The 20,647-nt window shown below is 71.6% G+C and carries 18 protein-coding genes; 11 read left to right on the top strand and 7 right to left on the bottom strand.

What is annotated here, in order from left to right; genetic code table 11:
• Nucleotides 1-166: 166 nt before the first annotated feature.
• The 5 genes from LGI35_RS33420 (at nt 167) to LGI35_RS33440 (ending at nt 6,079) form a co-directional block, all read left to right on the top strand.
• On the top strand, nt 167-1,216 hold the full coding sequence (locus tag LGI35_RS33420; RefSeq protein WP_227298011.1) for an ABC transporter permease: 1,050 nt from the start codon (nt 167-169) through the stop codon (nt 1,214-1,216).
• A 113-nt stretch (nt 1,217-1,329) separates the two neighbouring features.
• Entirely contained in the window at nt 1,330-2,193 is an 864-nt protein-coding gene (locus LGI35_RS33425) for a carbohydrate ABC transporter permease (RefSeq protein ID WP_227300630.1), read from the top strand.
• A gap of 39 nt (nt 2,194-2,232) precedes the next feature.
• Complete coding sequence (locus LGI35_RS33430) at nt 2,233-3,882, top strand: type 2 periplasmic-binding domain-containing protein (RefSeq protein ID WP_227298012.1); 1,650 nt, start codon at nt 2,233-2,235, stop codon at nt 3,880-3,882.
• A 68-nt stretch (nt 3,883-3,950) separates the two neighbouring features.
• On the top strand, nt 3,951-5,138 hold the full coding sequence (locus LGI35_RS33435) for a Gfo/Idh/MocA family protein (RefSeq protein WP_227298013.1): 1,188 nt from the start codon (nt 3,951-3,953) through the stop codon (nt 5,136-5,138).
• Between the two features lie 155 nt (nt 5,139-5,293).
• A complete protein-coding gene (locus LGI35_RS33440; RefSeq protein WP_227298014.1) occupies nt 5,294-6,079 on the top strand; it encodes a DeoR/GlpR family DNA-binding transcription regulator in 786 nt (261 codons plus the stop codon).
• A gap of 54 nt (nt 6,080-6,133) precedes the next feature.
• Here the strand turns inward: LGI35_RS33440 and LGI35_RS33445 are convergent, their stop codons facing one another.
• Entirely contained in the window at nt 6,134-7,261 is a 1,128-nt protein-coding gene (locus LGI35_RS33445; protein ID WP_227298015.1) for a ricin-type beta-trefoil lectin domain protein, read from the bottom strand.
• 224 nt (nt 7,262-7,485) lie between these two features.
• Between LGI35_RS33445 and LGI35_RS33450 the strand changes: the two genes are divergently transcribed.
• The gene (locus tag LGI35_RS33450) at nt 7,486-8,370 is read left to right on the top strand and encodes an SIS domain-containing protein (protein ID WP_227298016.1); all 885 of its coding nucleotides are present in this window, start codon (nt 7,486-7,488) and stop codon (nt 8,368-8,370) included.
• 42 nt (nt 8,371-8,412) lie between these two features.
• Here LGI35_RS33450 and LGI35_RS33455 read toward each other — a convergent pair whose 3' ends face one another.
• Together LGI35_RS33455 and LGI35_RS33460 are read right to left on the bottom strand one after the other, a co-directional pair.
• Nucleotides 8,413-9,687, bottom strand: a complete 1,275-nt coding sequence (locus LGI35_RS33455; protein ID WP_227300631.1) for a GAF domain-containing protein — start codon at nt 9,685-9,687, stop codon at nt 8,413-8,415.
• A gap of 334 nt (nt 9,688-10,021) precedes the next feature.
• On the bottom strand, nt 10,022-11,668 hold the full coding sequence (locus tag LGI35_RS33460; RefSeq protein ID WP_227298017.1) for an acyl-CoA dehydrogenase family protein: 1,647 nt from the start codon (nt 11,666-11,668) through the stop codon (nt 10,022-10,024).
• Between the two features lie 18 nt (nt 11,669-11,686).
• Here LGI35_RS33460 and LGI35_RS33465 point away from each other — a divergent pair, with 18 nt between their 5' ends.
• Nucleotides 11,687-12,862: a YihY/virulence factor BrkB family protein gene (locus tag LGI35_RS33465; protein ID WP_227298018.1), complete on the top strand. Its 1,176-nt coding sequence runs from the start codon at nt 11,687-11,689 to the stop codon at nt 12,860-12,862.
• Between the two features lie 51 nt (nt 12,863-12,913).
• Complete coding sequence (locus LGI35_RS33470) at nt 12,914-13,606, top strand: DUF6597 domain-containing transcriptional factor (RefSeq protein ID WP_227300632.1); 693 nt, start codon at nt 12,914-12,916, stop codon at nt 13,604-13,606.
• Between the two features lie 14 nt (nt 13,607-13,620).
• Here LGI35_RS33470 and LGI35_RS33475 read toward each other — a convergent pair whose 3' ends face one another.
• Nucleotides 13,621-14,637, bottom strand: coding sequence for an Lrp/AsnC family transcriptional regulator (locus LGI35_RS33475; protein WP_227298019.1), 1,017 nt, complete (start codon nt 14,635-14,637; stop codon nt 13,621-13,623).
• A 112-nt stretch (nt 14,638-14,749) separates the two neighbouring features.
• On the opposite strand from LGI35_RS33475, the gene LGI35_RS33480 reads away from it, so the two are divergent.
• Together LGI35_RS33480 and LGI35_RS33485 are read left to right on the top strand one after the other, a co-directional pair.
• Nucleotides 14,750-16,201 carry an MFS transporter gene (locus LGI35_RS33480; protein WP_227298020.1) on the top strand — a complete coding sequence of 484 codons (1,452 nt, stop codon included), beginning with the start codon at nt 14,750-14,752 and terminating at the stop codon, nt 16,199-16,201.
• A complete protein-coding gene (locus tag LGI35_RS33485) occupies nt 16,198-17,382 on the top strand; it encodes an amidohydrolase (protein WP_227298021.1) in 1,185 nt (394 codons plus the stop codon). Before LGI35_RS33480 ends, LGI35_RS33485 begins: the two co-directional genes overlap by 4 nt.
• A gap of 15 nt (nt 17,383-17,397) precedes the next feature.
• Here LGI35_RS33485 and LGI35_RS33490 read toward each other — a convergent pair whose 3' ends face one another.
• Nucleotides 17,398-17,805, bottom strand: a complete 408-nt coding sequence (locus LGI35_RS33490; RefSeq protein WP_227300633.1) for a VOC family protein — start codon at nt 17,803-17,805, stop codon at nt 17,398-17,400.
• Nucleotides 17,806-17,882: 77 nt separating this feature from the next.
• Entirely contained in the window at nt 17,883-18,710 is an 828-nt protein-coding gene (locus LGI35_RS33495) for an oxidoreductase (RefSeq protein ID WP_227298022.1), read from the bottom strand.
• Nucleotides 18,711-18,827: 117 nt separating this feature from the next.
• Here LGI35_RS33495 and LGI35_RS33500 point away from each other — a divergent pair, with 117 nt between their 5' ends.
• The gene (locus LGI35_RS33500; protein WP_227298023.1) at nt 18,828-19,733 is read left to right on the top strand and encodes a LysR family transcriptional regulator; all 906 of its coding nucleotides are present in this window, start codon (nt 18,828-18,830) and stop codon (nt 19,731-19,733) included.
• Here the strand turns inward: LGI35_RS33500 and mmuM are convergent.
• On the bottom strand, nt 19,727-20,641 hold the full coding sequence (gene mmuM / locus LGI35_RS33505; protein ID WP_227298024.1) for a homocysteine S-methyltransferase: 915 nt from the start codon (nt 20,639-20,641) through the stop codon (nt 19,727-19,729). The two genes, LGI35_RS33500 and mmuM, sit on opposite strands and share 7 nt — an antisense overlap.
• Nucleotides 20,642-20,647: the final 6 nt, after the last annotated feature.

Genomic DNA, 20,647 nt, shown 5'->3' on the forward strand with positions numbered 1-20,647 from the left:
TGCGCGTTTCATGCGTGAAGCTGCAAGATCTAAATAGTTACCAATCAAGTCTTGTCATCCGTCGGCAGGCTGACGCAAGATTCCGGTACCTCGCGAGCCGGGCCGCAGCCCCCGCGAGGGCCCTGTGAAACCAACCCTCGCTCGCCACTCGACGCAGGAGGTGAATGTGTCGGCCGCTGCGTCCGCATCGCCCACGCCCACATCGCAAAACCCCCCCGACCTACCGCACGAGGCACCCGGAACGTCGGGCAGGAAGAAGGCGTCCGGCACGAAGGGGACGCCGGGCAGGAAGGGGCGCAAGCCCGCCGACCGGCGGAGCCTGCGCGAGCGTCTGAGGCAGGACCGCACCCTGCTCCTGCTGTGTGTGCCGGGCATCCTCTACTTCGCGGTGTTCTTCTACCTCCCGCTCGCGGGCAACAGCATCGCCTTCCAGGACTACCAGCCCTACCTCGGCTTCAAGGGCAGCCCGCTGGTCGGCTGGGACAACTTCAAGGCCCTGCTGGAACAGCCGGAGTTCTGGACGGCCGTCTGGAACACGCTGAAGATCAGCGCCGTCCAGCTGATCCTCTACTTCCCCGCGCCGATCGCCCTCGCGCTCTTCCTCAACTCGCTGATCAGCAACAAGACCCGCCGCCTCATGCAGACGGTCGTCTACCTGCCGCATTTCCTGTCGTGGGTCGTCGTCGTCGGCATGTTCCAGCAGGTCTTCGGCGGCGCGGGCACGGTCACCAGCTACCTGAACGACCACGGCGTGCACGTCGGCAACATCATGAACAACCCCGACACGTTCATCTACCTGATCACCTCCCAGAGCGTCTGGAAGGACGCCGGCTGGGGAGCGATCATCTTCCTCGCCGCGATGGCCTCCATCGACACCTCGCTCTACGAGTCGGCGGCGATGGACGGAGCGGGCTGGCTGCGCCGCATGTGGCACATCACGCTGCCCGGCATCAGGCCCGTGATGATCATGCTGCTCATCCTGCGCCTCGGCGACATCCTGTCGGTCGGCTTCGAGCAGATCCTCCTCCAGCGCGACAACGTCGGCCGGGACGCCTCCGAAGTCCTCGACACCTACGTCTACTTCCACGGCGTCGTCGACGGCGACTGGGGCATGTCCACCGCCGCCGGCCTGATGAAGGGCGTCATCGGCTTCGTCATGATCGTCCTCGCCAACAAGTTCGCGCACCGCCTCGGCGAGCAGGGGGTCTACCAGTGAGCACCGCGCCCATATCCACCACCCTGCGGCCCGAGAGCCAGGAGAGCCAGGAGCTCCGAAAGGGCCGCACCGGCAGCAGGAAGCGCCGCGGCTCCGCCGAGCGGCCCGCCTGGATGGAACAGCCCAACCCGGCGGCCCAGACGCTGAAGTTCATCGTCATCGTCGCGATGATCGTGGCGGTCGGCTACCCGTTCCTGCTCGCCATCGGCACCAGCCTCTCCTCCAAGGCCGAACTCGCCGCGAACGGCGGCTACGTGCTGTTCCCGACGCACCCCACGCTCGAGGCGTACCGGGTGGTCCTGTCCGGCGGCGTCATCACCCGCGCCGCCATAGTGAGCGTCGGAGTCACCGTCATCGGCACGGCGCTCAGCCTGCTCTGCACGATCGCGCTCGCCTACGGCCTGTCCCGGCCGCGGACCTTCGCGGGCAAGCCGCTGCTCCTGATCGTCGTCGGCACGTTCCTGTTCACGCCCGGCATCATCCCCAACTACCTGGTGGTGCAGGAGCTGGGACTGCTCGACACCTACGGGGCGATGATCGCGCCGATCCTGCTCAACGCGTTCAACATCATCGTGGTCCGGGCGTTCTTCCAGGGCATTCCCGACGAGCTGCACGAGGCGGCCCGCCTCGACGGCGCCGGTGAACTCACCATCCTGTGCCGGATCGTGCTTCCCCTGTCGAAGGCCGTCATCGCCGTGGTCGGCATGTTCTACGCGGTGACGTACTGGAACAGCTTCTTCAACGCGATGCTCTACATCAACGACCCGGACAAGCTGCCGCTCCAGGTGGTGCTGCGCAGCTATGTCCTCCAGGGCGACACCTTCAACGCGAAGGCGCTCGGCGTGAGCGTGCTGCCCGCCAGCACGGCCCTGTCGATGGCCGTGCTCATCCTCGCGGTCCTGCCGATCATCGCGGTCTACCCGTTCCTCCAGAAGTACTTCGTCAAGGGCGTTCTCACCGGCGCCATCAAGGCCTGAGCCACCACCCTCAACCGCTCCTCGCCCCTTAGGAGAGTCATGTCCAGAGACTTCAACCGCCGCGGGTTCCTCGGTGCCGCGACCGTCGCCGGCCTCACCGTCGCCGGTGCCGGTTCCCTCACGGCCTGTGGTTCCGGCGCGGCCTCGGGTGGTGGCGGCGCCAAGGCGTCGGCCAAGCTGAAGCTGCCGACGTACGTCCCCGCGAACGTCCCCGCGCCCGACCTGCCGGGCAACGCGGCGGGCCTCGACCCGGCGTACCTGCGCTACCCCAAGAACCTGACCCGCAGCGTCACCAAGAAGCCGGGCGACGGCAAGCCGGTCACGGCCCTGACCGAGACCTTCACGACCGCGGCCCCCGCGATGAACCGCAACCAGTACTGGCAGGAGCTCAACAAGCGCCTGGGTTCCGACCTGAAGATGACGATCGTCAACGGCCTCGGCGCCGACGACGTCTACCGCGCGAAGTTCAACGCCACCATCGCCGGCGGCGACATGCCCGACCTCATGTGGTTCCCGCCGAACCAGGGCCTCAAGAACGTCCCCGCCCTCCTCGAGGCGAAGTTCCACGACCTCACCGAGTACCTGTCGGGCGACGCGGTCAAGAAGTACCCCAACCTCGCCAACATCCCCGGTTTCGCCTGGAAGACGGCCGTCTTCAACGGCAAGATCTGGGGCATGGCGGTCCCGTACGGCCGCATGGGCCAGGTCTACGTCGCGAACGAGGACTTCTGGAAGCCGGTCGGCGGCGTCCAGTTCGACAGCGCCCAGGACTTCTTCGACAAGGCGAAGGAACTCCTCGACGTCAAGCGCAAGAAGTACGTCCTGGAGCCGGCGTACGTGAACCACATCCTGCAGTTCGCCTACTGGCACGGCGCGCCCAACGGCTGGCGCATGGACGGCGGGAAGCTCACCCACTACTTCGAGACCGACGAGTTCCACGCCGGCCTGGAGTTCGCCCTCAAGTGCCAGAAGGCGCAGCTGTTCTGGCCGGACCCGAACCTGCCGACGACCCTGGAGAAGATGGAGGGCGGGTTCCTCGGACTGCACGTCCAGTCCTTCCCCGGTTTCCTCAGCGACAGCAACCAGTACGACTGGCCGGAGAAGGTCGTCATCCCGTTCGCCGCGGAGAAGGGGATGACCCCCAGCTGGGGCTACGGCTACGGCTCGGTCGGCTTCACGGCCATCAACAAGGCCGTGAGCAAGGACCGTATCGACACGCTGCTCCAGGTCATGAACTACCTCAGCGCCCCCTTCGGCACCGAGGAGCGGCTCTTCCTCGACAACGGCATCGAGGGCACGCACCACACCCGCTCCAAGGACGGTGACGTGCTCCTCAACAAGAAGGGCAACGCCGAGGTCATCACCACCCGCCAGGCCATCAACTTCTTCGGCAACGCGCCCGAGACGCTGTACCTCCCGGGCAAGCCCGACATCACGCGCGGCATCCACGGGGCCCAGGTCGAGCTGATGAAGCTCGCGAAGATCAACCCGACCACGGGCTTCTTCTCGGACACCAACGCCAACAAGGGCGCCTCCTCGACGGACACCGTGTACCAGGCCGTCAAGGACATCGTCGCCGGCCGCACCCCGCTGTCCTCCTTCAAGAAGGACATCCTGCCGACCTGGCAGCGCGAGGCGGGCAACGCGATACGCGACGAGTTCGAGAAGGCCATCGCCGACAGCAAGTAGCGCGCCCGGCACGGCAAGCACCGCACAGCACCCCTATGCGTCCCGCACGCAGAACAGGACACCCGCACGTGGAAGACCTGCGCATCGCCGTCATCGGGCTCGGACTGCGACGGAATCTGGCCACCGCCGCGCACCGCCCCGGCAGGGGATCGGTCGTGGCGGCGGTGGCCGACCTCGACCCGCAGATCCGGGCGAAGGTACCGGAGTTGTACGAGGGCGCGGTCGCCGTCGACGACTACCGAAAGCTCCTCGAGGACCCCTCGATCGACGCCGTCATCGTCGCCACCCCCGACGACACCCATGAGGCCATCGCCTGCGAGGCGCTCGAAGCGGGCAAGCCGGCCTACGTCGAGAAGCCGCTCGGCATCTCGGTCGAGCAGTGCGACACCATCCTGCGCACCGCGTACAAGACCGGCACCCGCCTCTACGTCGGCCACAACATGCGCCACATGGGCGTCGTGCGCCTCATGCGCGACATCATCGCGCGCGGCGAGATCGGCGAGCCGAAGACCGTGTGGGTACGGCACTTCGTCTCGTACGGCGGCGACTACTACTTCAAGGACTGGCACGCCGACCGCACCCGCACCACGGGCCTCCTTCTCCAGAAGGCCGCGCACGACCTCGACGTGGTGCACTGGCTGGCCGGCGGCTACACCAAGCGCGTCAACGCCCTGGGCGACCTCATGGTCTACGGGGACCTGCCGCGCCGCGAGCCGGACACTCCGCGCCCCGACGGCTGGCTGAAGGAGTTCGACTGGCCGCCGACGGCGCGTCACGACCTGCACCACGTCGTGGACGTCGAGGACGTGTCGGTGATGAACATGCAGCTGGACAACGGCGTCATCGCCGCCTACCAGCAGTGCCACTTCAGCCCCGACTACTTCCGCAACTACACGGTCATCGGCACCGAGGGCCGCCTCGAGAACTTCGGGGACAGCCCCGGCGACGAGGTCCGGGTCTGGAACACGGGGCCGACCGGCTACCGCAAGGACGCCGACATCGTGTACCGCGTGCCCGAGGCGACGGGCTCGCACGGCGGTGCCGACGAACGCATCATCGGCGAGTTCTGCCGCTTCGTGCGCGAGGGCGGCGTCACCGACACGTCGCCCGTCGCGGCCCGGATGAGCGTCGCCGCCGGTGCGCTCGCCACCCGCTCGCTGCGCGAGGGGGGCGTGCCGTACGACGTCCCGGAGCTCGAGCCGGAGCTTCTCGCGTACTTCGACGGCGGGCAACTGCCGCGCGAAGCGGGGGAGTAGCAGCCACGGCGCAGGCGTGGGCGGGCCCGTCGGAGGGGGCGGACCCGCCCACGCCTGCGTGCGCACACAGACGGTCACGTGTAGGTGCGCGGACGATCACGTCTGGATGCGAAGAACGGCGCGGGTTACGCTACGCGCGTTGCGAGGAGGAACAAGTGGGCGCACATGCCCGATGGACCCAACTGCTGGAAATACTCGGCAATGAGGGTCATCTCGATGTAACGGAGGCGGCCGAGCGACTGGGCTGTTCCTCCGCCACCATTCGGCGCGACATGGACGAACTGGCCCGGCAGTCCCTGCTGACCCGCACGCGCGGCGGGGCCGTGGTGAGCTCCGTCGCCTACGACCTGCCGCTGCGCTACAAGACGGCCCGCAAGGCGGACGAGAAGCAGCGCATCGCGAAGGCGGTCGCCGAACTCGTCCCGTCGGGCTCCGTCGTCGGCATCAACGGCGGCACCACGACCTCCGAGGTGGCCAGGGAACTGGCCGTCCGCACCGACCCGGGCGGCACGTCCGGCGGTGTCGCGCTCACCGTCGTCACCAACGCCATCAACATCGCCAACGAGCTGGCGATCCGCCCCCATGTGAAGATCGTCGTCACGGGCGGCGTGGCCCGGCCGAGCTCGTACGAACTCGTCGGCCCGCTCGTCACGTCCGTGCTGCAGAGCCTCGCCCTCGACTACACGATCCTCGGCGTGGACGCGGTCCACCCGCACTTCGGCGCGGCCACCCACGACGAGTCGGAGGCCAGCGCGAACCGCTCGCTCGCCGAACGCGCGGGCACGGTCATCGTGGTGGCCGACTCCTCGAAGCTGGGCCGCCGGGCGTTCGCCCAGGTGTGCGCGCTGAACGCGGTGTCGATCCTGGTGACGGACAAGGACGCCCCCGAGGCCCTCGTCGAGGACATCACGGCACAGGGCATCGACGTCATCTGCGTGTGACCGGGCGCCTGTGGCGCGTGTCGTGGCGGCGCCCGGTCACGTCTCACGTCCGCATCAACCAGGCGTCGTCCAGCGCTGGTTGGCACCGCCCGAGCATGCGTAGGTGATCAGCTTCGTACCGTCCGCGCTCGCGCCGCCCTGGGCGTCCAGGCACTTGCCCTGGTTGACGAGGGTGTCCCCGGAGTGCTGCCACTGCTGCGCGGCCGAGCCGTTGCACGTGGACAGCTGCACCGAACTCCCGCTCACCGTCATGCACTTGTAGAGCGCGCGCACGGTGCCGTCGTGCGACAGGACCCAGTTCTGGTGGTTGCCGCCGCCGCACGTCCACAGTTCGAGTGGGGTGCCGTCGGTACTGCTGCCACCCGTGATGTCGACGCACTTGCCGCCGTTGCCCGTGATGTCGCCCGAGGCGGAGTTGCCGGTCGCGTCGTCGTGCACGCTGCCGCCGGAGACCTGGGTGACCTGGGCGTACTGGGTGCAGGTGCTGCTCGTGGACGTCGCGCTGACGGAGGCGGTGACGGCGGAGCCGCCCGTCGACGTGCCCTTGGGGAGGTCGAAGCGGGCCCGTGAATAGGGCTCGTCCTCGCAGGTCGCCGAGTTGCTGTTCCAGTCGAAGTACTCGACCCAGTCGACCATGCCGCCCGCGCCGATCCGGGCGCCCGAGCCGACCTGGAGGCTGCCCAGGACGAAGGACGTGCCGGCCGTGACGTCGGAGATCGTCGCCTTGTACCAGCCGTCGGTCGTGTCGGGGGAGACGCGGTACGTGTAGTGGTGTCCCGCCGTGAACGCCTGGTTGTAGCGACAGGTGTACCCGGTGCCCGACTCGTCGAAGGTCTGGCAGTACGTACCGGCCGAGCCCGCCTTCGCCGCCGTCGAGCCCCACAGGGAGAACAGGAACATGCCGGTGCCGGTGCGCCAGCGCTGCTGGCCGACGTAGCCGCCGACGCCGTTGGTGAAGTCGAACTGGTGGGCCCAGTAGACGTTTCCGCGGCCCGGGTCCGCCTCGACCGTCGTGCCCCACGTGGCCTCGGTGAGGGCCGTCGTGCCGGACGGGAAGCCGTAGTCGGTGTAGGTGCCGGGCGTCTGCCCCGCGGCCTGGGCCGGCGCGGACAGTCCCAGAGTGGCGGCGACCGCGACGACGGCGGTCACACAGACGGATCTGATCGATCTGAAGCGACGCACAGGTTCCTCCTGAACGGTGGGGGAGGGAGGTGCTTGCGGATATGCGCTTGTCCTCGTGCTCGTGCTCGACAAGAGAGTGGCCGCGGCGGGTGGGCAAGGGCATGGACTTCTGGAGCGCGCACATGGACTCTCGGCGAGGTTCGATGGGATTGGCTGATCTCAAATGCTCGAAAACGCGCTATAACTTGCACAACCAAGCATGCGCTGGGATGTGAGGGTGCGCCATGAGCCATATCGAGAACGAGCTGTACAGCCAGCCCGAGTGCTGGGACCGGGCGGCCGAACTGGCCCTGAGTCAGGGAGCGTTGCTCCCCGAGCCGGGCGAGCGGGTCGCCGTCGTGGGCTGCGGCACCTCGCTCTTCATGGCGCAGGCCGCCGCCGCGCTGCGCGAGGACGCCGGCCACGGCGAGACCCACGCCCACGCGGCCTCGGAGTTCCCGGCCGGACGCCACTACGACCGGGTCGTCGCCCTGACCCGCTCGGGCGCCACCACCGAGGTGCTCCGCCTCCTCGCCGGGCTGCGCGGACACGTCAGGACCACCGTGATCACCACGGACGCCGCGACCCCGGTGGCCGCGGCCGCCGACGACGTGCTCGCACTCGGCTTCGCCGACGAGAAGTCCGTCGTGCAGACCCGCTTCCCGACCTCGGCCCTCACCCTGCTGCGCACCCACTTCGGGCTGCACTCGCAGGATGTCGTGGACGACGCGCACGACGCGCTCGCCGAGCCGCTGCCCCCGTGGCTCGTCGGCTGCACACAGTTCACGTTCCTGGGCCGGGGCTGGACCGTGGGGCTCGCCGGCGAGGCGGCCCACAAGATGCGCGAGAGCCAACTCCCCTGGACCAGCGCCCATCCGGCCCTGGAGTACCGGCACGGCCCGATCAGTGTCTCGACGCGCGGCACGGTCACGTGGATGCTCGGCGAGGCGCCCGCCGGTCTCGCCGACGAGGTGCACGCCACCGGCGGCATGTGGGTGGCCGGCGGCCTCGACCCGCTGGCCGAACTGGTACGGACACAGCGCCTCGCGGTGGCGTTCGCGGTGGCCGGCGGCCGCAACCCGGACCGGCCCCGCCACCTCACGCGCTCGGTGATCCTCGCCCGGGTCTGAGGGGTCGACTCCGCCTGGGTGAACCGCTGTTGTGGGGCGGGGTCAGCGCGGCGGCGCCGACCGTGATCCCAGCACGCCGGGCGCCACCGAGTGCGGCAGCAGGTCCGCCGGGCTCTGCGGGAGCACCACCTCCAGCTCCGCCTCCTCGTGGAAGCGGTACGGGCGGTGCCCGAGCAGGCTGCCGAGATAGCGGCGCACGCGCGACATCTCGGCGCGCACGGTCACCGTGCGCGTCGGGTCGCCGAACATGTCCTCCGCGAGACCCGACGCGCTGCGCCCGCCGCGGTGCAGGGCCAGCAGATAGAGGAGTTCGGCGTGGCGCGGGCTCAGCTCGTGCGTCCAGGACCGCGTGCCGTCCGTCACCGTCACCGACCAGCGCCGGGGCCTGCTCACGTCCAGGACGACGCGGGTGCCGCCGAGCGGTTCGGCCGCCCCCTCCGGGCCGTCGGGCCGCAGCAGCCAGCCGCCCGGCAGCGGCGCCACCGCGCACATGCCCAGCGTCGGTACCCACGCCCGCCCGTCCGAGAGCTCCGAAAGCTCGGACAGCGACTTGGGCAGCACGATGCGGTCCACCGGCTGCATGCCGGTCACCGCCGCCGTCCAGCCCTGGACGTCCACCGCGACCGCCCGGCCGCCGATCCGCGCGAGGACCGGCGCCGCGACGGCCCGCAACCGGTCGAGCGCCGTCGCGTGCCGCTCCCGCAGCCGCGCCTCCGCGAGCTGCGCGACCGTCCCGACGAGCGAGAGCGTCGCCGGGTGCATCGTCTCCAGGGGGCCGCTCACATCGACGACGCCGATCACCTGCCCGTCGCGCGGGTCCGTGATCGGTGCCCCCGTGCACGTCCAGGTGTGCAGCGACCCCACGAAGTGCTCGGCGGAGAAGACCTGCACCGGGCGCCGCGTCACGAGCGGTGTGCCCACCCCGTTCGTCCCGACGGTCTCCTCGGCCCAGTCCGCGCCCAGTTCGAAGCCGAGCCGGTCGGCCTTGTGCAGCACCGCCGCGTTGCCCTCGCGCCACAGGACGCGCCCCTCGGCGTCGGACACGACCATGATGTGCTGCGCCGCGTCCGCGACGGTGACCAGCGCCTCGCGCAGCACCGGCAGGACCTCCAGGAGCCCGGAGGACTGGCGGCGCTCCTCCACCTCCTCCACGCTCAGCAGACCCGAGCGCACGTCACGGTCCGGGTCGACCCCACTGCGGAGCATGCGGTTCCAGGACTCGCCGATCACCGGGCGCGGCAGGATCTGCGGCCGCTGCCCCGACAGGGTCGCGGCGCGGACACCCTTCAGGAGCCGCGCGGCCAGGGAGCAGTCCATGGTGGACAGCCGGCCGAGATCGACGGTCGAGTTCTTCTGCGTCACGGGTCCTCCTGGAACAGACCAGTGCGTGGGGACGTGTGCATATCGTGCCGCTTCACCGGCCCTTGTGGGGGCGGAAAGGCGGGCGCGACAGTTGCAACCCTCTGCAACTCTGGCGAACAGCCGTACGTCGGTCGAAGCTGAAACGGTGCCGCTCCGGCGGCGCGGGAGCTCCTCAAGGGGCCTGAAGGGCGGGGGTGATGCCGTGTCGGCGCAGCATCACCCCCGTGACCTCAAGGGTCAAGGCCCGTGACCCCAGTCGTCACCCCCTGACCTTTGCCCGGCCGGGCGCTCAGCTCACAGGGCGCGCCCGCTCGACGACCGACCGCAGGTCCAGGCTGTGCGGCAGCGTGCCGAACGCCGCACCCCAGTCCCCGCCGAGCCGCGAGGCGCAGAACGCGTCCGCGACCTCCGGCGGCGCGTGACGCACCAGCAGCGAACCCTGGAGCACGAGAGCGATCCGTTCCACGACCCGGCGCGCCCGTGCCTCGATGCCTTCCAGGTCGGCGAGTTCGGTCAGCAGGTCCTTGATCGCCCCGTCGAGGCGGTGATCGGCGCCGCGTGCCCTGCCGACCTCCTGGAGGAACGCGTCGAGCGCCTGCGGCTCGCGCTGCAACGCCCGCAGCACGTCGAGCGCCTGCACATTGCCGGACCCTTCCCAGATCGAGTTGAGCGGCGACTCGCGCAGCAGCCGCGGCATGCCGGACTCCTCCACGTAACCGTTCCCGCCCAGGCACTCCAGGGCCTCCGCCGCCACGGGCGTACACCGCTTCGTCACCCAGTACTTGGCGGCCGGCACCGCGATCCGCAGGAACGCCCGCTCCTGCTCCGACCCGGTGTCCTGCACGGCGTCCTGGGCCGCCGCGAGCCGCAGCGCCAGCGTCGTCGCGGCCTCCGACTCCAGCGCCAGGTCGGCCAGCACGTTGCGCATCAGCGGCTTGTCGACGAGCCGGCCGCCGAACGCCTCGCGGTAGGTGCAGTGGTGGATCGCCTGCGCGACGGCCTGGCGCATGATGGCGGCCGAACCGAGCACACAGTCCAGGCGCGTGGCGGCGACCATCTCGATGATGGTGCGCACCCCGCGCCCCTCGTCGCCGACCCGGCGCGCCCACGTCCCGTCGAACTCGACCTCGGCCGACGCGTTCGAGCGGTTGCCCAGCTTGTCCTTGAGCCGCTGGATCGCGAACGGGTTGCGCGTGCCGTCCTCCAGGACGCGCGGCAGCAGGAAACACGTGAGTCCCTCGGGCGCCTGCGCCAGGACGAGGAACCCGTCCGACATGGGCGCCGAACAGAACCACTTGTGCCCGGTCAGTTCGTACGTGCCGTCCTCGGCGAGCGGCGTCGCCCGCGTCGTGTTCGCGCGGACGTCGGAGCCGCCCTGCTTCTCCGTCATGCCCATCCCGAACACGACGCCCGCCTTCGCGGCGGCGGGCCGCAGCCCCGCGTCGTACACCGTCGACGTCAGCCGGGGCTCCCACTCGGCGGCCAGCGCGGGGTCGGCCCGCAGCGCGGGCACCGCCGCGTGCGTCATCGACAGGGGGCAGGTGTGGCCCGCCTCGACCTGGCTCCACACCAGGAACGCGGCCGCGCGCCGCAGATGGCCGCCGGGCCGCGACCAGGCCGACGTGAGTCCGGCCGAGACGCCCTTGGCCATGAGCCGGTGCCAGGCCGGATGGAAGGCGACCTCGTCGACGCGGTGGCCGTAGCGGTCGTGGGTGTGCAGCGTCGGCGGATTCTCGTTCGCGAGCACGCCCCACTCCTGCGCCTGGGCGGAACCGGCGGCGCGGCCGAGGCCGCCGAGTTCCTCGCGGACCTCGGCCGTGAGCGAGGGCTCCAGATGCCGTTCGACCCCCTCGGTGAGGACCCTGTCCGCGGCAAAAACGTCATATCCCACCAGGGGCGGAGCCTGGTTGGTCACTGCGTGGGTGGTGGCTGCCATGACAGATACGGTAAGGACGTGCACCAGGCAAAAGAAACACCCGATCGGCCACGCAGAGGCCGACTCCACCGGGCCCGCGCCCTTTATCGCAACGTCTCGAAGCGCAGGACCGCCTGGCTGCTGCTCAAGGACACCGTCAACTCGTGCATGGAGTACCGCATCCTGGGGCTCGCGGCCGAGGCGGCGTTCTTCACGCTCCTGTCCGTGCCCCCGCTGCTCCTCTCCCTGATCGGGCTGCTCGCCTACGTCGACACGTGGACCGGCGCCCACACGATCGCGGGCGTGCGCGACAACATCCTGGAGGCGTCGCGCACCGTCCTGACCGACGAGGGCGTGAAGGAGATCGCCCGGCCCATCCTCGACGACGCGATGAAGGGCCGTCCGGACGTCATCTCCATCGGCTTCCTGTTCTCGCTGTGGTCGGGCTCGCGCGCGGTGTCCACGTTCGTCGACACGGTGACGGTCATGTACGGGCTCGACGGTGTGCGCGGCATCGTCAAGACCCGGCTGCTCGCCTTCCTGCTGTTCCTCGTCGCGCTGATCGTCGGCTCGGTCGCGCTGCCGCTGATGATCGCGGGCCCGGACGCGGTGATCGCCCTGGTCCCGTGGTCGGAGACCGTGGTCCAGGTCCTGTACTGGCCCGTCGTCCTCCTGCTGTCCGTGGTCTTCCTGACGACGCTCTACCACGTGTCCGTGCCGGTGCGCTCGCCGTGGATCGAGGACGTCCCCGGTGCGCTCGTGGCCCTCGCGATGTGGGTGCCGGGCAGCTTCCTGCTCCGCCTCTACATCACCAGCACCATCGAGGGCCCCACCATCTACGGGTCCCTGGCCGCGCCCGTCGCGGTGCTCCTGTGGATCGGCGTATCGGCGTTCGCGGTGCTCGTCGGCGCCGCGGTGAACGCGGCGATCGACCGGGTCTGGCCGTCCGTCGCGACTTCGGTCGCCCGCGCCGCCAACGAGCGGTGGCGGACCAAGCAGGCCGCGGAGTACGTCGCCCGCTCCGCCGCCCGCGAGGCGCACGGCGGCATCGACGACGCGGACGACCCCGACATGCCGTCCGAGTTCCCCGAGCGCTGGTCGAAGTTCCTGCCCCCGGACGACGTGTCGTCCCGCCTGCGCGCGCACGTGCGCAAGAACGGCGACCATGCGCAGGGCCCCAACCCGCGTGACCACGACGACCACGACCACAACTGACCGGCCGACGCCACCCCGCGCACGCGGCGTAGCCTCGAAGACGTGGCTGACGTGTACCGGGAGCGGGCGGCGCCGAGCGTGGCGGGCGCGGTCCTGTGGACCCGTACCGTCACCCCGGACGTCGACGGCCCAAGCACCGAACCGGACGTTCTGCCCGACGGCTGCATGGACCTGCTGTGGACCGAGGGGCGCCTCTTCGTCGCCGGACCCGACACGCGCGCGTACCGGCCCGGCATCAGCGGTGCCACCCGGTTCGCCGGCATCCGCTTCTTCCCCGGCACCGCGCCCGCCGTCCTCGGCGTCCCGGCCCAGGAACTGCGCGACCGGCGCGTCGACCTCGCCGACCTGTGGCCGTCGGACCAGGTGCGGCGCCTGACCGAACGCGTCGACGCGGCACCCGACCCGGCGGCCGCCCTCGAAGCCGTGGCCCTCGAACGGGGAGCCGCGCCGCCCGACGCCGTCCTGGCGCACATCGTGGCGTCGCTGGACGCGGGCCGCACCGTCGCCGAGACCGCCGACAGCGCGGGGCTCGGCGCCCGCAGCCTGCACCGGCGCTCCCTCGCCGCGTTCGGCTACGGACCCAAGACCCTGGCCCGCGTCCTGCGTCTGCAACGCGCCCTCGCGCTGGCCCGCGCAGGAGTGCCGCTCGCCGAGACGGCCGCGCGGGCGGGGTACGCCGACCAGGCCCATCTGGCACGCGACGTCAGGGGGTTGGCGGGCGTTCCGCTGACCCGCCTCGTCTGACGGGGCCGCCGCGCCTACCAGGGCGAGATCGGCTCGATCCCGACCCGGCGCCCCTCCTCGTCGAGCAGATGCCCCATGCGCTTGACGGTGTGCAGGCCGACGATGCGGTCCGTCACCGTGAGCGTGGGCAGGCGGGCGCACAACGCGGTCTCGCGGCGCTGGATGTCACCCAGGTCGTGCACCCACAGCGTGGCGAAGATGTTCGCGGGCCCCGTGACGGCCGCGACGAGCCGGCACTCCGGGAGCGCGGCGAGCGTGCGGTGGACGGTGCCGATGTCCCGCGCGGGGACCCGGCCGAGCAGTGACACCGGGACCGGGTGCCCGGCGAGCGCGGACGCGATGTCGCAGCGGAACGTCAGGACCGCCGAGTCCGTGAGGCGGCGCAGCCTGCGGCGGACGGTGGGCGGGCTGGTGTCGGTGCGCTCGGCGAGTTCGGCGAGGCCGAGCCGCCCGTCGCGGACGAGTTCTCCGAGCAGGGCCCGGTCCACGGGGTCGAGTTCGAGCCCGCGCGCCGGCTCCTGCGCCGCCGTGACGCTGCCGAGCGCCGTCATCTGCGAGGGGTCGAGGGAGCGCAGCCGCCAGCGACTGCCCTCGACGTAGAGCGACGTGGCGAACAGGGCGCTGACCGACACGATCCCCGGCAGCTGGTCCAGCTCCTGCGTGAGGAAGCGGCTGAGCGAGGGCAGGTCGGGGGAGAGCACGTCGAGGAGCAGGTCGGAGCTGCCGGGGGCGGTCACCTCGATCGTCACCGCCTCCGGGAGCGCGCTCAGCCGGGCGAGCAGCCTCGACCGCTCCTGAGGCAGGCAGCGCAGCAGCACGAACGCCGTGCAGCGGTTGCGGCTGAACTCGCGGCCCGGTGCCGCGTACACCCAGGCGAGCCCCGCCCGCGTCAGCCGGTCCCAGCGCCGCGCCAGCGTGCCCGCCGTCACGCCGAGCAGTGGCGAGAGCTCCGACCAGGACGCCCTGGGCCGCAGCTGGAGGGCGTTCACCAGAGCCAGGTCCAGCTCGCTGGCCGTGACCGTTTCTCGCATCACAAGCACTCCGTACGTACGAATCCATGAATATTCGGGGCCGTCCGTGCCTCGGCCCGCACAGTAGCGACCACATTCGGTTCCGGCCACCAGAAGATGCAGAGGTGAAGCTGTGTCCACGCACACAACGGGAACGGGGCGCGACCCCAGAGCGGTGGGCTCCGGCCCGGCCATGGTCGCGACGATGGCCGTCGTCGTCCTGTTCAGCGGCATCGTCCAGGGCTATCTGACCCCGCTCCTCCCCGAGGTCGGCCGGAGCCTGCACATCGGCACCGTCGGGCAGAACAACATCTACCTGCTCTTCCAGCTCGCCTGCGCCGTACTGACGCCGCTGCTGTCCCGGCTCGGTGACCTGCACGGACACCGCAGGCTGCTGCGGGTGGCGCTCGCGATGGTGGCGGGCGGCTCCCTCCTGATCGCCGCGTGGCCGTCCGCCGTGACCCTCGCCGTCGGCGTCACCCTCCAGGGCGCCCTCGTCGGCTTCTTCCCGCTCCTCGTGGGCATCCTCCGCTCCCGCGCCCCCGAGCAGAACCGCACCGGCATCTCGCTGCTCGTGGGCGTCCTGCTCATCGCGATCGGCGTCGGCGGGCTCGTGGCCGGCGCGCTCAGCGAGGGCCACGCGGAGGCGGGCCTGTGGACCGCGGTCCCCGTCGCCCTGCTCGCCGTCGTCGCCGGTCTCGTCCTGCCGGACAGCGACATCCCGCGTGGCGGCCGCTTCCACTACGGCGCGGCGACGCTGCTCACCGCGGGCCTCGTCGCGCTCGTCCTCGTCCTCGCTCAGGGCAGCTCGTGGGGCTGGGGATCGGCGCGCACGATCGGGCTCGCCGCCGTGGCCGTCGCCGTCCTGGCGGCCTGGGTGGCTGTCGAGCGCCGGTCCGAGAACCCGCTGGTCAGCGTCCGCATGCTGGCCAACCCGCGGCTCGCGGTGGTCAGCGGCTACACGTTCTGCGCCTCGTTCGGCACGATCGGCTTCCTCGGCGCCAACGCCCTCTTCCTCGGCTCCTCACGCTCCGAGAACGGCTACGGCATGGACATGGGCCCGCAGGCCATCGCCACGATCTCGCTCGCCATGGTCGTCGCCGGATTCGCCGGATCCACGCTGACGCCGCGTCTCGCCCGGAGCATCGGCGACCGCGCCGTGCTCGCCACGGGCGGTGTCCTCGTCGCGCTCGGCTTCCTGGGCATGGCCCTCTTCCACGACAGCCTCGCCCAGTACGTGACCTCCGCCCTTGTCGTGGGCCTGGCCACCGGGCTCTTCGAGTCGATCACGCGGACCCTGTCGGCGGAGGTCGTCGAGGAGCACGAGACCGCGCTCGCCGTCGGCCTCAACGAACTCGCCCTCTCCCTGGGCGCGGCCATCGGCGCCGCCGTGATCGGCGGCTTCTTCACCGCCCACGCCGTGCGCGGCACCACGCGCATCGCGGAGTCCGGCTACCTGTGGGGCTGGGGCGCGTGCGCGTGCGCCGCCGTCGTCGGCACGGCCCTCGCCCTGCGCTACCGCGCCCCCCGCGCCGACGCCGCCACCCCCGTACCGCACCTCGCCCCGACCGGAGACCTCGCATGACCGACACCCCGACCGCGCACAAGACCGTGACCGGCGCCGTACGGAACTGGCGCGAGCCGGTCGTCGCCCTCAGCCACGCCCTGCACGACGACCCCGAGACCGCCCTGCAGGAACACCGCGCCGCGGCCCGGATCGCCGACCTCATGGAGAGCGCCGGATTCACCGTCACCCGCGGCGCCGGCGACCTCCCCACGGCGGTGCTCGCCACCTACGGCATCGGCGACCTCGTCATCGCGTTCTGCGCCGAGTACGACGCCCTGCCCGGCATCGGCCACGCCTGCGGGCACAACGTCAACGGCGCCGCGTCCGTCGGCGCCGCCCTCGGCCTCGCCGCCGTCGCCGACGAACTCGGCGTCACGGTGAAGCTGATCGGCACGCCCGCCGAGGAGGACATCGGCGGCAAGGTGCTTCTCATGGACGCCGGGATCTTCGACGACGTCGCCGCCGCGATGATGGTGCACGCCGCCTCCGACGACACCGTCGGCGCCTCCTCACTGGCCATCGGCGCCTGGGACCTCGCCTACCGCGGCAGGCCCTCGCACGCCGCGCTCGCCCCCTGGGAGGGCGTCAACGCGCTCGACGCCATGACCGTCGCCCAGACCGCCGTCGGCCTCCTGCGCCAGCAGCTGCCGCCCGGCGTCGTCGTGCACGGCATCGTCACCGACGGCGGCCAGGCCGTGAACGTCATCCCGGCCCGCACCGCCGCCCGCTACGAGGTCAGGGCACGCACCGTGGAGCAGCTCGCCGAGGCCTGGCAGCGGGTCAGGGCGTGCTTCGAGGCGGGCGCGCTCGCCACCGGCGCCGAGCTCGAAGTGAGCGCGCACGGAAGGGACTTCGCCGACCTGCGCCAGGACGAGGAGATGACCCGGTCCTACGCGAGGGCCGCCGCTGATCTGGGCCGTACGGTCACCTCGCTGCACGGCGAGACGATGGCGTCGACCGACATGGGCAACGTCTCGCAGCGCATCCCCTCGATCCACCCGACGGTCGGCTACGACACGGGCGGTGCCAAGCAGCACACCCCCGAGTTCACCGCCCACGGCAAGACCCCGGGCGCCGACCTCGCGGTGCTCGACGGGGCCACGGCCCTCGCCCTCGTCGGCGTCGACCTCGCGACGTCCGAGGCACAGCGCGCCCGGCTGCTCGACGGGGTGCGCAAGCGCCGGGCGAACGCCTCCTAGCCGGGCGGGCGCCGTCTACGAGGAGGTGGTGGCCAGCGGTGCGAACAGGTCGACCCCGTTCCCGTCCGGGTCGAGGACCACGGCGTACCGCTGGCCCCAGAACGCGTCCCACGGCTTGAGCTCTCCGTCGTACCCGGCGGCCAGCAGCCCCTCGTAGACGGCGTCCACCCCGGCCGCGTCGCCGCAGTCGAAGGCCAGCCCGTGCCGGGAGGCTCCACGTGCCGGCGCCCGCCAGGACGGGTGGAACGACTTCACGGTCTCCTCGGTGTCGAGCAGGACGCGCAGGCCACCGGGCAGGACGGCCTCCGCGTGCGGCTGTTCCTCGGCCCCTTCGGGGAACGCGAGGCCGAGGCGGCGGTAGAACGTGACGGCTGCGGCCATGTCGGAGACGACGACGCCCACGGCGTCGAGACGTGCGGTGATCTCGGTCATGGCCCCACCGTAGGCACGCGCCCCGCGCCGGTCTTGAACGAATCGGACACCGCTCCGCCGCGTCCCGCTCAGTCGCTGAACGCGGTGGCCCGCGCCACCTTCTCCCAGGCACCGATCTCGGCGCGCACGCCGTCGAGGTGGCCCACGACCGCTTCCACCGCGTCGTCGCCGAGCGGCAGCCGCAGCGGCGTCACGCCCGCATCGAGCGCGGTCACGATCGCGGCGGCGGCCTTCGCCGGGTCGCCGGGCTGCTCGCCGTCGCCGCCGCCGACCATGCGCCGGGTCGGTCCGACGGTGGCCGCGTAGTCGTCGAGCTCCTCGGAGACGCTGGTGTTGCCGAACAGGCTCGTGCGGAACGCGCCCGGCTCCACGACGAGGACCTTGATGCCGAGCGGCCCCACCTCGGCCGCGAGCGCCTCCGAGAAGCCCTCGAGCGCGAACTTCGTCCCGCTGTACGCGGAGAACCCGGCGAACGACATCTGCCCGCCCATGCTGCTCATCTGCACGATGGCCCCCGAGCGGCGCGCCCGCATGTGTGGCAGGACCGCGCGGACCAGCGCCGCAGGCCCGAAGAAGTGCACGTCGAACAGGCCGCGCAGCTCCGCGTCCGTGGTCTCCTCGGCGGCGCCGACGTGGCTGCGGCCCGCGTTGTTGACCAGGACGTCGATCCGGCCGTGCCGGGTGACGACGTCCGTCACCGCCGTGCCGATGCCGGCCGTGTCCGTCACGTCCAGAGTGAGCGCCTCGACCTGGTCGGGGTGGGCCGCGACCAGGTCGTCCAGAGCCGACGCGTTGCGCGCGGTGGCCACGACGACATCACCGGCGGCGACCGCCGCCTCGGTGATCGCCCGCCCGAAGCCGCTGTTCGCCCCGGTGACCAGCCATACCTTCGCCATCTCGAACTCCCTGTGAAAAGAATGGTTTCCCGCTGCCGTGCCGTGCCGTGCCGTGCTGTTCTGGATCAACCATGGCGCCGGAACCGGTGGCCGGTCCAAGACCCGGCGTGATAACTGATGGTTATGGACGTACACGGCAGAGATCTGCGCTACTTCGTGGCGGTGGCCGAGGAGCTGCACTTCACCCGCGCGGCCGAGCGGCTCTACGTCTCTCAGCCCGCGCTGAGCAAGCAGATCCGGATGCTGGAGCGGCAGCTCGGCACCGAACTGTTCGACCGGGACCGGCAGGGCGTGCGGCTCACCCCCGCCGGCACCGCGCTCCTGCCGCACGCGCGCGCCGTCCTCGCCGCGTGGGAGACCGGCGCCGCGGCGGTGGAACGCGCCAAGGCCGAGCAACTGGCCACGCTGGTCGTCGGAATGAGCACGAGCCCCGGCCGCGGCGGGCTGCTCCCCGCGGTCCGGTCACGCTTCACCGAGGCCCACTCCAGCGCCAGGATCCGGCTGCGCCAGTTCGGCTGGGACGACGCGACCGCGGGGCTCGCCGACGGCACCGCCGACGTCGCGTTCGTGTGGCTGCCGCTCCAGGACGCCGACCGCTACCGGTGGGTCGTCGTCGCCGAGGAGCCCCGGCATGTCGCCCTCCCGCAGACCCACCGCCTCGCGGCCCTGGACGAGATCGACTTCGCGGACCTCGCGGACGAACCGTTCCTCGCGCTGCCGCGCAGCGCCGGAGCGCTGCGGGACCACTGGCTCGCCACGGATGCCCGCGACGGCACGCCGCCACGCGTCGGCGCCGAGATCGCCGGTACCGACGAGACGTACGAGGCGCTCGTGGGCGGGCTCGGGGTGTGCCTGGTCGCGGCGGGCAACGCGGCGCTCATCACGCTCGGCGGCGTCGTGACCCGCCCCGTACGCGGCATCTCACCCTCCCGACTGGCGCTTGCCTGGCGCGACGGCGACCTGCGGCCGCTCGTACGCGACTACGCGCGGGCCGCCCGGGAGGCCACCCGCGCCGCTCAGTGACGTACGGCGTCAGCCAGCGCCGCGATCCGGTCAGGGCCCACCCGGCAGCATCCTCCGATCAGCCGCGCCCCGGCCCGCTCCCAGCCGGCCACGCGGTCCGCGGTGAACGTGGCCGCGCCCCGCCAGCCGCGCGCCCGCGCGTCCCAGGACTCGCCGCTGTTCGGATAGGCCACCACCGGCTTCCCCGTGACGCGCGCGGCCAGCGCCACCGCGGGTTCGACGTCCTCGGGGGCGCAGCAGTTGACGCCCACCGCCACGATCTCGTCCGCGTCGGCGGCGAGCGCGAACGCCTCCTCCAGGGGCTGCCCGGCGCGGGTGCGGTCACCGGCGACGCTGTACGACAACCACGCAGGGACGCCGAGCCCCCGCACGGCCCGCAGCAGCGCCCGCGCCTCGTCGGTGTCCGGCACGGTCTCCAGGGCGAGGATGTCCGGCCCGGCCGCGGCGAGGGCGTCGAGCCTAGGCCGGTGGAAGGCCTCCAGCTCGGCCACCGTCAGGCCGTAGCGGCCCCGGTACTCCGAACCGTCGGCCGCCATCGCCCCGTACGGGCCCACCGACGCGGCCACCCACAGCGGACCCCGCACCCCCTTCGCCTCCGCGCGCCGGGCCGCCTCGCGCGCCGACTCGACGCTCAGGGCGAGCAGTTCGGCGGCTCGCTCACGGGAGACCCCGCGCCGCGCGAACCCCTCGAACGTCGCCTGGTAGCTCGCCGTGATCGCCACCGAGGCCCCCGCCTCGTAGTACGCGAGATGCGCGGCCACGATCGCCTCGGGCCGCTCGGCGAGCAGCCGCGCCGACCACAACTCGTCGCTCAGGTCGTACCCGGCGGACTCCAGCTGGTTGGACAGCCCGCCGTCCAGGACGACAGGCCCCGCGGCGAGGGCTTCGGCAAGAGGAGGTGACGTCATACGACG

Origin of the sequence: Streptomyces longhuiensis (assembly GCF_020616555.1) — a bacterium.
GTDB classification, from domain to species: domain Bacteria; phylum Actinomycetota; class Actinomycetes; order Streptomycetales; family Streptomycetaceae; genus Streptomyces; species Streptomyces longhuiensis.